This window comes from Enterocloster alcoholdehydrogenati, from assembly GCF_013282095.1.
Classification (GTDB): domain Bacteria; phylum Bacillota; class Clostridia; order Lachnospirales; family Lachnospiraceae; genus Enterocloster; species Enterocloster alcoholdehydrogenati.
The window spans coordinates 77,541-90,832 of record NZ_BLTJ01000002.1 but is presented as its reverse complement, the minus strand read 5'-3'; the positions used below and the strand labels follow the sequence as shown (position 1 = coordinate 90,832).

8 protein-coding genes are annotated in these 13,292 nt (G+C 52.3%); all 8 read left to right on the top strand.

The window, feature by feature from the left end; genetic code table 11:
* The first annotated feature begins 114 nt into the window (after nt 1-114).
* Entirely contained in the window at nt 115-1,752 is a 1,638-nt protein-coding gene (locus tag HW447_RS02830; protein ID WP_176253822.1) for a C40 family peptidase, read from the top strand.
* Nucleotides 1,753-1,889: 137 nt separating this feature from the next.
* Entirely contained in the window at nt 1,890-2,600 is a 711-nt protein-coding gene (locus HW447_RS02825) for a ClpP family protease (RefSeq protein WP_330588961.1), read from the top strand.
* Nucleotides 2,601-2,694: 94 nt separating this feature from the next.
* A complete protein-coding gene (locus HW447_RS02820) occupies nt 2,695-3,633 on the top strand; it encodes a dipeptidase (RefSeq protein WP_176253820.1) in 939 nt (312 codons plus the stop codon).
* A gap of 152 nt (nt 3,634-3,785) precedes the next feature.
* Nucleotides 3,786-6,947, top strand: coding sequence for an FtsK/SpoIIIE family DNA translocase (locus HW447_RS02815; protein WP_176253819.1), 3,162 nt, complete (start codon nt 3,786-3,788; stop codon nt 6,945-6,947).
* Between the two features lie 135 nt (nt 6,948-7,082).
* Nucleotides 7,083-8,753: a formate--tetrahydrofolate ligase gene (locus tag HW447_RS02810; protein ID WP_176253818.1), complete on the top strand. Its 1,671-nt coding sequence runs from the start codon at nt 7,083-7,085 to the stop codon at nt 8,751-8,753.
* Nucleotides 8,754-8,773: 20 nt separating this feature from the next.
* The gene (locus HW447_RS02805; RefSeq protein ID WP_176253817.1) at nt 8,774-10,321 is read left to right on the top strand and encodes a UDP-N-acetylmuramoyl-L-alanyl-D-glutamate--2,6-diaminopimelate ligase; all 1,548 of its coding nucleotides are present in this window, start codon (nt 8,774-8,776) and stop codon (nt 10,319-10,321) included.
* Nucleotides 10,318-11,766, top strand: a complete 1,449-nt coding sequence (locus HW447_RS02800; RefSeq protein WP_176253816.1) for a UDP-N-acetylmuramoyl-tripeptide--D-alanyl-D-alanine ligase — start codon at nt 10,318-10,320, stop codon at nt 11,764-11,766. Before HW447_RS02805 ends, HW447_RS02800 begins: the two co-directional genes overlap by 4 nt.
* A gap of 137 nt (nt 11,767-11,903) precedes the next feature.
* Entirely contained in the window at nt 11,904-13,232 is a 1,329-nt protein-coding gene (locus tag HW447_RS02795) for a M18 family aminopeptidase (RefSeq protein ID WP_176253815.1), read from the top strand.
* Nucleotides 13,233-13,292 lie beyond the last annotated feature (60 nt).

Genomic DNA, 13,292 nt, shown 5'->3' with positions numbered 1-13,292 from the left:
TTTTTTGGGGCAGTTAAGCCATTTGCACCGTGAAAAGCAGAGCAGCCGTGGTACATTCAAATGCCGTCCTGCCTTGAACAGACGGCTATCAAATCTGAGATGGAGAGATAAAATATGCATGAGCATAAGGATTATGTAACCAGCCTGAACAAGGCGAGAAAGAAACGCAATCAGAAAATGGATCCCAGATATCTGCTTGTGCTCCTGGCAGTGATTGCAGCTGCGGGGATTATCGCCCTGGCAGTGAAGAATTTTAAAAAGCCGGTGTCAGGAAGAGCAGGCGGCGGGCCGTCCGGCCAGGAGCAGGGAACTCCCAGCGAGGCAGAGCCGGCAGAGGCGGATGCAGAGGCAGATACAGAGGCACAGGTGGCGGAGGCGCTGAGCCATTTTACCAATCTGGGGCTGATCCAGGTATCCGGGTATGTAAATATCCGCGAGACGCCGGGAACGGACGGCACCATCCTGGGCACCATAGCTAACGGGGGAGGCTGCGAGGTTCTGGGCACAGAGGGAGACTGGACGAAGATCCGCTCCGGCGGAATCGAGGGTTATGTCAACAGCCAGTATATGGTCACAGGGGATGATGCAAAAAATCTGGCCAGGGAGTATGTAAAACTCCGGGCAGTGATCACAGCCAAAAGCCTGCGTGTGCGCCAGACGCCGGATGATACAAACAGTGAAAATGTAGTAGGCGCAGTATCCGAGGGACAGCGGTTTGAGGTGCTGGGCCAGGAGGATGGCTGGATCCAGATCGAAGACGGTTATATTTCACAGGAATACGCTCAGGTAAGCTATGCTCTGGATGAGGGACGGAAGCTGGATGAAAAGTCCATGGCGATCAATCAGTATGAAAACCTGGTTATGTCCAAGGTGACCGGCTATCTGAATGTCCGCAGTTCACCGGAGGATAAGGGGAATGCAAATATCATCGGAAAGATGACAAGCAAGGCCGGAGGAGAGATCTTAGAGACGTTAGACGGATGGTATAAGGTGAAATCCGGCCCGATCATCGGCTATATTTCTTCCGATCCCCAGTACACGGCTACGGGTCAGGAGGCTAAGGATATCGCCATGCAGACCGCCACCAAAAAGGCGGTGATCAGCACAGATGTGTTAAACGTCCGTACGGAGCCCAATACCGACGCCAAGATCTGGACCCAGATCGTAAAGGATGAGAAATACCCGGTGGTAGATGACCCCAATACGCCGGACGGGTGGATCAGGATTGATCTGGATTCCGTGGACGAGGAGGACGGAGGTGAATCCGACAGCGCGTATATTTCCACAAGGGATAATAACGTTGAGGTGCGCTATGTGATCAACGAGGCCATCAAGTTCAAGCCTGCTGACGATGGTTCATCCTCCGGCTCAGGAAGCTCCGGCTCCGCTTCCCGACGTTCCCAGGTGGTAAATTATGCCCTGCAGTTTGTGGGCAACCCCTATGTCTGGGGCGGAACCAGCCTCACAAAGGGGGCGGACTGTTCCGGCTTTACCATGAAAGTCATGGAGAAATTCGGCGTATCTCTGCCTCATTACTCCGGCTCTCAGGCCAAGATGGGCAAAAAAGTTACCTCTGCCAATATGAAGCCGGGCGATCTGATTTTCTATGCGGGCAGCAACGGCAGAGTGAACCATGTGGCAATGTATATCGGAAATGGCCAGATCGTCCATGCGGCCAGCAGGCGGAGCGGGATCAAGATATCCACATGGAACTACCGTTCGCCGGTGGCGATCCGAAATATGCTGGATTAACCCGTGGCCCGGAGCGAACAGAAAGAGGAATAAAAGCTGTAAAATAAGGAAAGACTATCCTGGAAGAAAGGACAGCGGGAGCCAACGGTTTCATGGCTCCCGCGGGACATTTTCAGAAAGGACGGTCTTTTTTGCGTATGAACAGACAGGAAGTAAAACAGGCGGAGGGGGATATCCGTGAAAAGGAGGATAAAGAGCTAAAGGAATACGGACAGATGATCTTGGAGGAAAACGGCCCAGGGCGCAGGATTCATCTCTTATCCATCATTGGAGAGGTGGAGGGGCATGAAAACAGTCCCGGCTCCGCAAAGAGTACCCGTTATGACCATGTGCTTCCCAAGCTGGCCCAGATCGAGGATGATGACAGCATAGATGGGATGCTGGTGCTTTTAAATACGTCCGGCGGAGATGTGGACGCGGGCCTTGCCATTGCTGAGATGATTGCCTCCATGAGTCTGCCGGTGGTGTCGCTGGTCTTAGGTGGCAGCCATTCCATCGGTGTGCCTCTGGCCGTCTCATCCGGTTATTCTTTCATCGTGCCATCGGGCACCATGATGATCCATCCGGTGCGTATGACGGGCCTGGTGATCGGAACTGAGCGGACTTACGAATATTTCCAGATGATCCAGGATCGGATTCTGACCTTTGTGTCGGATCATTCGGCTATCGCCTATGATCAGCTGTTCGCCCTGATGCACAACACAAAGATGCTTACAAGAGACCTGGGAACCGTACTGGTAGGAAAAGAGGCGGTGGAAGCAGGACTGATTGATGAGGTGGGAGGGATTAAAGAGGCCCTGGGAAAGCTGTATAAGCTCATCGATGAAAGAAAGAGGGAAAAACAGTAGAAGAATGGGAGGATGTATCGTATGATATACAGATAGAAGAGAGGGGCGGCGGACGTTTAAGGTACGCCGCCCGGCTGTCAAAGGAGAGAGGAATATGAAGTTTTTTGACCTTCACTGCGATACCATAGAAGAACTGATGAAACGGGGAGAAAATCTCTTAAACAGCACCGCTCAGTTTAATATGAGGGGGCAGAGCCGGCTTAAGGCGGCGGTTCAGTGTATGGCCATTTGGGTGCCGGACAGTATACGGGGCCGGGAGGCCGTTTGGTTTGTGGATCGCCACGAGGCATATCTCAGAAAGATTGTGGAACACTCCCAGGGCCGGGCGGTTCTGGCAGATTCATTTTCTGAACTTGAAAAAGGGCTGAAAGAGAGAAAATGGGGAATGATCAGAACCATTGAAGGAGGGGCTGCCCTGGGCGGACGGCTGGAGAATATCGGGCATTTCAAGGCTGCACATTTTAAAATGATGACCCTGACCTGGAATGGGAAAAATGAACTGGGAAGCGGACCTGCGTCTGAGGAAGGTCTTACTGCATTTGGAAAAGAGGCGGTAAGAGAACTGGAGGCGGCGGGAATCATTGTAGACTGCTCCCATTTAAATGACGCTGGCTTTGCAGATCTGCTCCATCAGGCGAAAAAGCCGTTTGTGGCCTCTCACTCCAATCTGCGTTCCTGCTGCGACCATCCCAGAAACCTCAGAGAAGATCAGTTTAAGGAACTTGTAAGGAGGGGAGGTCTCTGCGGAATCAACCTTTATTCCCGTTTCCTTTCCGTGCCTGACCGGGGAGGAGAAGGAGAGAGGGAGCTTTTATTCCGCCACATTTACCGGATGCTGGAACTGGGCGGGGAGAATGTGATCGCCTGGGGAACGGACTTTGACGGAGGCATCACCTGTGATCCCTCCTTAGGAGATCCCTATAAAGCCGCCGCATTCGGGTCCTATCTTACAGCCCGTGGGATACCAAGGGGGACGGTGGAGAAATTTTCCTTTGAAAATGCATACGGATTTTTTAAACGCCATATGGAATAAAAGACAGGAATTACATATGAAATCACCCGCATAAGAAAGTCTGTTCGTATATTTTTCAGAAACTGCGTTGCAATTCCTCTCAAATTTTTGTATACTGTAAAGGATGGAACCCCAGATATAAGGGGGGAACAAGAAATGGGAGGCTTGTATTTGTGGCTGATGCAGTAAAGAAACAGCAGGGCGGTGCCCGAAAACCAGGGCGGCCCAAGGGAAGTACGACAAAAAAAGAATCAGGGAAAACTACTGCAAAGAGGCAGAGCAGCACATCCAGGGAAAACAGCCGGTCCAGACGGCAGGATTATGAGGAAGAAGAGGATATGGGGTTTATGAGAGCAGAAGTGATCATCATCTGCTCTTTTGCTGTAGCTATTCTTTTATTTTTAAGTAATTTCGGCCTTTGCGGCATTTTCGGGGACGTGCTGCGCAGCGTTCAGCTGGGTCTGTTTGGAATGGTCGGCTATCTGCTGCCCCTTATGCTTTTTGTAGGAACCTGCTTTCACCTGTCTAATCAGGGAAATATCCTGGCGGCGGTGAAGATGGCGGCGGCAGGAGGCGTGATGCTTACGGTCTGCGGCCTGCTGCAGCTGATGTTTGGGAAGACTGCCGAAGGCGCGTCGGTTATGCAGTATTATGCGGCATCCTCGGTAAACGGAGCCGGGGGAGGCCTGGTGGGCGGAATCCTCTCCGGTCTTCTGGTTCTCTGCGTGGGCCGGGCAGGCGCTTATCTGATCCTTCTGGTGCTTTTTATTATCTGTATGGTGTGTATTACAGGAAAGTCCTTTGTGTCTGCTGTCCGGCAGGGAAGCGGGCGGGCGTATCAGTATGCCAGAGAGGATATGGACCGCAGATGGGAACTTCACGCCCAGAGGGCAGAGGAGAGACGTCTTTTAAGGGAAGAGCAGAGAGTCCGCGGCGTCAATCTGGGTGCTACGTTTCTGGGCGCAGAAGATGATTATTATGAAGATGAGGGACTTGAGGAGGATGCGTTTGAACGTGAGTTCGGAGCAGACCCGGCTGTGTCTGGGGAGTCTTCCGAACTAGCGCCTTCCCCGGCGGATGAATTTCGCGGAAGAATTCAGATGCCAAAACATTATGATCCGGCAGACACTGTGGGAGCCGGACAGAAAAAGCCCGCAGGCGAGGTCAGCGCTCTGGCAGATGAGCTGGAACATCATGGAAGGGCCGCCGCAGGGAAAAAGAGGCAAAGTCTGGCGGACGGAGAGAAAACTCTTGCCTCTGCCAGGCTGCCGGAGGAAGAGGAAGGCTATGAGGAGGAGCCTGTCTACGAGACTATACGGGTTCAGAGGGACCGCCGGACGCTGGATGAACTGGATATGGGCGTTGGAGCGTTAAGGCCTGTAAGCTTTGAGGAGGATCTGGAGGCTCCAAAAAAGGACGGGCTGAAAGAAACCGATGACAGCGAGATTCAGGCAGAGGAACCGCTGTCAGGTTTGGTGCCGGTAGAAGCGGCTGTATCCTGCCATATGTCAGAGGATCTGCGCCGCATCAACAGCGATATGGTTCCCTGGAACAGTGAACCGGAGGAAGAAGAAAGCATCCGCCTGGATGAACTGGAGCAGGAAGATATGGATCCCTACGGTTCATCCCCCTGGGATCCGGATCCCGATGCTGACACTGTTTCTCAAGGGGCAGCCCCGGCACCTTCCGATCCTGCCCGCCCGGATACCCTGTATCAGGCGGAGGGAGTAAAACGGGTTGTCACCGCGTCAGGAAAGGTCATTGAAACGGAGACAGACCTCCTCCAGAAGAAACTGGAGAAAAAGCAGGAGGCGGCCCAGGTTCAGGCGGCCGAGGTTTCGGTAGCGCAGGAGATTCAGAAGAAGGAGGAAGAAAGGAAGGAGTATGTTTTCCCGCCTACAGACCTTTTAAAGAAACCGGTGCATAATGCTTCCTTCTCAGAGGATGAGTTTAAGGCTACAGCCATCAAGCTTCAGCAGACCCTTCATAATTTCGGGGTGGGCGTTACCGTGACCAACATCAGCTGCGGCCCCTCGGTGACCCGCTATGAGCTTCTGCCGGAGCAGGGAGTAAAGGTCAGCAGGATCGTATCACTGACGGACGATATCAAACTGAGCCTTGCGGCGGCGGATATCCGCATTGAAGCACCGATTCCCGGAAAATCCGCTGTGGGCATTGAGGTTCCGAATAAGGAAAACAACATCGTATACCTGAGGGAACTGTTTGAATCAGAGTCCTTCTGCCGCCATAAATCCCGTCTGGCTTTTGCGGTGGGAAAGGACATCGGCGGCCAGGTTGTGGTGACGGACATTGCAAAGATGCCTCATCTGCTGATCGCAGGCGCTACGGGCTCCGGTAAATCCGTCTGCATCAATACTCTGATTATGAGTATCATTTATAAAGCAGACCCCAATGACGTTAAACTTATCATGGTGGATCCCAAGGTTGTAGAGCTGAGCGTATACAACGGTATCCCCCATCTGCTGATCCCGGTAGTGACGGATCCAAAGAAGGCCTCCGGAGCTTTAAACTGGGCAGTGGCGGAGATGACAGACCGTTATAAAAAGTTTGCGGAGTGTAATGTCCGCGACTTAAAGGGATACAATGAACGTGTAGAAAAGCTGGATGACATTGAGGATGGGAAAAAGCCGAAAAAGCTGCCTCAGATTGTGATCATCATCGACGAGCTGGCAGACCTTATGATGGTGGCTCCCGGCGAGGTGGAGGATTCCATCTGCCGCCTGGCCCAGCTGGCCCGTGCGGCGGGCATCCATCTGGTGATCGCCACTCAGAGGCCTTCGGTCAACGTCATCACCGGTCTGATCAAGGCAAATGTGCCTTCCCGAATCGCATTTTCCGTATCATCAGGTGTGGATTCAAGGACCATTATTGATATGAACGGAGCGGAAAAGCTCTTAGGAAAAGGCGATATGCTCTTTTATCCTGCGGGCTTTCCAAAGCCTCAGCGTGTCCAGGGTGCATTTGTGTCGGACGATGAGGTCAGCCGCGTTGTGGAGTTTCTGACGGAGCAGGGAATGGTGGCAGAGTACAGCGAGGATGTGGTAAATAAAGTGACATCTCCTTCGATGGATGGAGGCGGGTCGGGAGCATCCAGAGACGAACTCTTTGCTCAGGCCGGAAAGTTCATTATAGAAAAGGACAAGGCATCCATCGGTATGCTGCAGCGCGTCTTTAAGATCGGCTTTAACCGGGCGGCCCGCATCATGGATCAGCTGGCGGAGGCCGGGGTTGTGGGAGAAGAGGAGGGCACAAAGCCAAGAAAGATCCTAATGAGCCCGGAACAGTTCGAGGAAATGATAGAACAGGGGTATTAAACCGGAGCAGGGAGGCGGCATTTACGCCTGTACTTCCTCTCCTGTGAAATATAAAATGCAGGGTAACGATTCAGGGAATGCCTTGTTCTGAACAGTTGCAATGGAATACATACCTACAAAGAGGAGGATCAGTGGATGAAATCAGATATTGAGATCGCACAGGAGGCCGCGCTGGCGCCGGTGAAGGAGGTAGCAGCAGTTTACGGAATCAGAGAGGATGACTTAGAGCTTTATGGAAAATATAAGGCGAAGATCACAGACGAACTCTGGGATCGGATCAAAGACCGGCCGGACGGAAAGCTGGTGCTTGTGACCGCCATTAACCCGACACCTGCCGGAGAGGGAAAAACAACGGTTACGGTAGGACTGGGAGAAGCGTTGGGAAGGCTGGGAAAAAATGCCATGATTGCCTTAAGAGAGCCATCCCTTGGCCCGTGTTTCGGCATCAAAGGCGGAGCTGCCGGCGGAGGCTATGCCCAGGTGCTTCCCATGGAGGATCTGAACCTTCATTTTACGGGGGATTTTCACGCCATTACCTCAGCGAATAACCTTCTGGCAGCCCTTCTCGACAACCATATCCAGCAGGGCAATGCTCTCGGTATTGATCCAAGGCAGATCCTGTGGAAACGCTGCGTGGATATGAATGACCGCGTGCTTAGAAACGTTGTAGTGGGTCTTGGGGCAAAGGCGGACGGCATGGTCAGAGAAGACCATTTCGTGATCACCGTAGCGTCGGAAATCATGGCGATCCTCTGTCTGGCAGATGATATGAAGGATTTAAAGGATCGCTTATCCAAGATTATCGTTGCCTATAACTTCGCAGGGGAACCAGTGACTGCAGGGGATCTTCACGCTACAGGGGCCATGGCGGCTCTCTTAAAAGACGCTCTAAAGCCCAACCTGATCCAGACTCTGGAGCATACCGGTGCACTGGTTCACGGCGGTCCCTTTGCCAACATCGCCCATGGCTGCAACAGCGTAAGAGCCACCAAAACGGCTTTAAAGCTTTGCGATATCGTGGTGACAGAGGCAGGCTTCGGCGCGGATCTGGGTGCGGAGAAGTTTATGGACATAAAGTGCCGCAAGGCAGGATTAAAGCCGGATGTGGTGGTGCTGGTAGCCACGGTCAGGGCATTAAAGTACAACGGCGGCGTGCCAAAGGATCAGCTTTCGGAGGAGAATTTAGAGGCATTAAAGAGGGGCATTGTCAATCTGGAAAAGCATATGGAAAATATCCAGAAATTCGGTGTTCCGGTGGTAGTTGCCTTAAATTCCTTCATAAGCGATACCGAGGCGGAATACGCTTATATTAAGCGCTTCTGTGAGGAGCGGGGGTGTGAGTTTGCACTGGCTGAGGTATGGGCCAAAGGAGGCGAAGGCGGCGTGGCCCTTGCAGACAAGGTATTAAATACACTGGAAAACCGCCCCACAGACTTTCATGTGCTTTATGAGGATAAGGACTCCCTAAAGGACAAAATAGGCGCCATTGCTTCTGAGATCTATGGGGCAGACGGCGTATCCTACTCCCCCGCAGCTTTAAAAGCCTTAAAGCGCATTGAGGAGATGGGCTTTGGGAATCTTCCAGTATGTATGGCAAAGACACAGTATTCTCTGTCCGATGATCAGACAAAGCTTGGACGGCCATCAGGCTTTACCATCAATGTAAGAGATGCATACGTCTGTGCCGGCGCCGGCTTTGTGGTAGCCCTTACAGGTTCCATTATGACTATGCCGGGACTTCCAAAGAAACCGGCGGCAGAGGGGATTGATGTGGACGGGGAAGGAAAAATCACAGGACTGTTTTAAGTATCAGAGAGGAAAAATGCATGGTTTTAAGCAACTGGTTAAATGAACTGGAATATACCCTGATCCAGGGAAATACGGATATTCAGGCAGATGAGATCATCTATGATTCCCGAAAGGCCGGGCCGGGTACGGTGTTTGTGGCCATGACCGGCACACGGATCGACGCTCACTGCTTTATACCTGACGTGTTAAAGGCAGGAACCAGAATCCTTGTGACCGAGCGGTCGGTTGAGGTAGAGATGGAGGCCTGCGGGCTGACAGGGGAGGAGAAAAAGCAGGTCACGATTTTGAGGGTCAGTGACGCCCGCAGGGCTCTGGCCCTGTTATCTGCGGCCCGGTTTGGCTATCCGGCGAAGAAACTTACCATGATCGGTGTTACCGGCACCAAGGGTAAGACCACCACCACCCATATGATCAAGGCGATTCTGGAGGCGGCGGGAAAGAAGGTTGGACTTATCGGCACCACCGGCGTTGTGATTGGAGATCATGTGACGCCCACCATGAATACTACGCCGGAATCCTATGAACTCCATAAAGCCTTTGCGCAGATGGCAGAGGCCGGCTGTACCCATGCGGTTATGGAGGTGTCTTCTCAGGGGATAAAAATGCACAGGGTAGACGGTATCCTGTTTGACTATGGTATTTTCACCAACATTTCCCCGGATCATATCGGGCCGGATGAGCACGCGGATTTTGAAGAATATCTTTATTATAAGACGCGCCTTCTGACGAACTGCCGTGTGGGACTGTTAAACGCCAATGACGGGCACGCGGAGGCGGTAAAAAAGACTGCGTCCTGCGAACTGTATACCTACCGTGTGGACGCAGACGGCAGTGAGGAAGGAGAGCGAAAAACGGAAGAGGAGAAGGCGGATTTTACCGCTTCCCATATCCGGTATGTGTCAGAACCTGATTTTGTGGGAACAAAATTTCGTATCTCGGGGAAATATGAGATGAAAGTGCGTCTTGGTATTCCTGGCCTTTTTAATGTGGAAAATGCCATGGCGGCGGTCAGTCTGTGTAGCTTTCTTGGTCTTGGCCGGGAAAGAATCAGCCATGCGCTGGAGCATATAAGGGTCAATGGACGGATGGAAATTGTATATACGTCCTCCCGATGCACCGTGCTGGTGGACTACGCTCACAATGCAGTCAGCATGGAAAGCCTGTTAAAGACCCTGCGGGACTATCACCCCAGGCGTCTGGTATGTATTTTCGGCTGCGGAGGAAACCGTTCAAAGGACCGGCGTTACTCCATGGGCGAGATTGGCGGCCGGCTGGCAGATTTGAGTATCCTGACAGCGGATAATTCCCGCTATGAAAAGACAGAGGATATTATCGCCGATATACGGGGCAGCATAGAAAAAACGGGCGGGAAGTTTATGGAGATCCCGGACCGCAGGGAGGCGATTCGCTATGGTATCCTCAATGCGCAGCCGGGAGACATGATCGCCGTGATTGGAAAGGGCCATGAGGATTATCAGGAGATCGACGGCGTGCGCCATCATTTCCTGGACCGAGAGGTCATTGAAGAAACAGTGAAGGAACTGGGAGAGAAGGAAAAAGAATGAAGGGAATAACAGCAGCTCAGGCAGCCATGGCCGTGGGAGGAAAGGTGATTTATGGAGATCCCGGCCGTCGGATCGGCCATATCTGTCTGGATTCCAGAAAAATGGAAGGAGACGACCTTTTTGTTCCGGTGGTGGGAGAACGGGTGGACGCCCACCGGTTTATCTGTCAGGCCCTGGCGGCCGGAGCCGGAACGGTCTTTACCAGCCGCCAGGAGAGCGGGGAAGAGGTTTTGGAAACAGTAACGGACCAGTGCAAAGAGAATCCAGACTGGAGGGGGAACGCCCTTTCATCTACATGGATCTGCGTGGATGATACCAGGCTGGCACTTCAGGCGTTTGGCGCCTGGTGCCGGAGCCGGACGGCGATTCCTCTCGTAGGGATTACGGGAAGTGTGGGAAAGACAACCACACGCGAGATGGTGGCCTGCGCGCTGGAGGCCGGATTTTCCGTTTACAAAACTCCGGGGAACAGCAACAGCCAGGTGGGTGTGCCTGTCACCGTTTTCAATATACCTGAGGAGGCAGAGATCGGCGTGATAGAGCTTGGCATGAGCGAACCGGGGGAGATGACCCGGATCGCCCGTGTGGCACAGGTAAATTGTGCGGTCATGACAAATATCGGCGAAGCCCACATGGAGCAGCTGGGGTCAAAAGAAAACATTTTAAAAGAAAAACTCTGTATTCAGGAAAAAATGGCAGAGGACGGAGCGCTCTTTTTAAACGGGGATGATCCGCTTCTTAGAACGGTTGTCCCTGAAAACAGCAGAAAAAAGATCCTTTACGGCCTGTCCGAGGGCTGCGACTGCCGGGGGATCGATCTTCATCTGGAAGCCGGGTATCCTGTATTTACCGCCATCCTTGGACAGGAGCAGGTTCAGGTACGCTTAAAGGTTATGGGAAACCATATGGTAAGCAATGCACTGGCGGCCCTGGCAGTGGCAGCCTATTACGGCATCCCCATGGAACGGGCGGCCAGTCAGCTGGAACAGTTTGAGGGCTTTAAAGGCCGACAGCAGATATTTACGGCAGGCGGCGTAACGATTATAGACGACAGCTACAACGCCAGTCCGGTATCCATGAAGGCAGGCCTTGAGGTTCTTTCCTCCATGCCCTGTAAGGGACGAAGGATCGCCGTCCTGGCAGATATGAAGGAGCTGGGGCCGGATACCATCCGTTTCCATCAGGAAGTGGGAGAGGGCCTGGCTGATATGACCATTCATCAGCTGGTGCTGCTTGGAGAATGGGCGGCGGAGATTGAAAGAGGGCTGCTCCAGGCAGGAGGAAAAATCCCGGCAGTAAAACTGGCTTCTCTGGAGGAAACCCGGCAGTGGCTGTCTGACTGCCTAAGGGCAGGAGACTGCGTGCTGTTCAAGGGGTCCAACAGTATGGGACTTTCTAAGGCAGTGACGTATTTGAGAGAAAATCTCACAAATAAGACAGAATAAATACGGCGAATCATGAGATAAAACCGTATTTTATAGAATGTGAGTAAAAAACTCACGAATATACTCGCAGATCGGAATACAGAACGGTTTAAGGAGTATACTGCATCCATTATTATATCAATCAGGAGGAAACGATCATGGAACTGACAAAGGAAACCTGCCGGCAGACGGCAGAGGAATTACTGCACTTTTTAGAGGAAAGTCCCAGCAGCTTTCACGCAGTAGCAAACATAGAGGCTATGTTAAAAGAGGCCGGTTTTGAGGAATTGAGGGAGGAAGAAAGCTGGAAACTGGCAGCAGGAGGTTCTTACTATGTGACCCGCAACCAGTCCTCTGTCATTGCCTTTAAGGTGCCGGCGGCTGATTTTACCGGTTTTCAGATTATGGCAAGCCACAGCGATTCACCTTCTTTTAAGATCAAGGAGAATCCGGAGATGGAGGCAGAGGGCCATTATATCAAATTAAACGTGGAAAAATATGGCGGAATGATTATTTCCCCATGGTTTGACCGTCCATTATCCATCGCAGGCCGTCTTGTGACCGAGGAGGATGGGCGTCTCGTTTCCAGGCTGGTGAATGTGGATAAGGATCTTGTGATGATTCCTAATCTGGCAATCCATATGAACCGTCAGGTAAATGACGGTTACAAATACAACCCCCAGAAGGATACCCTTCCTATTTTCGGCAGCATGGAGGCAAAGGGAACCTTTATGTCTGTGATGGCAGAGGCGGCAGGGATAAAGGAGGAGAGTATTCTGGGCCATGATCTGTTTTTATACAACCGTGAAAAGGGAACAGTCTGGGGCGCAGATGAAGCATATCTTTCCTGCGGCCGCCTGGATGACCTTCAGTGCGCCTTTGCTTCCGTAAAAGGCCTGTTAGCGGGAGAAAATCCCTCCTGTGTATCCGTAGCAGCCGTATTTGATAATGAGGAAGTGGGAAGCGGCACTAAGCAGGGCGCTGATTCCACCTTCTTAGAGGACACCCTGCGCCGGGTAAACCGCAGCCTGGGCCGCACGGAGGAAGAATACCTGATGGCTCTGGCATCCAGCTTCATGGTATCTGCCGACAATGCGCATGCCGTCCATCCCAACTACGGCGAGATCGCAGATCCCACTAACCGCCCGGCCATTAACGAAGGCATCGTGATCAAGTATAATGCAAACCAGAAGTACACCACAGACGCTGTGTCTGCGGCTATGTTTAAAGCCATCTGCCGGAAGGCGGGAGTTCCGTGCCAGACCTTCACAAACCGCTCGGATGTGGCAGGCGGCTCTACGTTGGGAAATATTTCCAATGCTCATGTGGCGCTTAATACAGTGGATATCGGCCTGCCGCAGCTGGCGATGCACTCTCCGTATGAGACAGCCGGAGTCAAGGACACCTGTTATCTGATCCAGGCGGCAAAGACATTCTTTGACACCTGTTTAAAGGCAGAGGGAAAGGGCTGTTATCAGATGAGATAATGCCCTGCTTAATAAAATAAATCAGGATGTATGAAATACAGTACGGACCGCAGTGTAAAA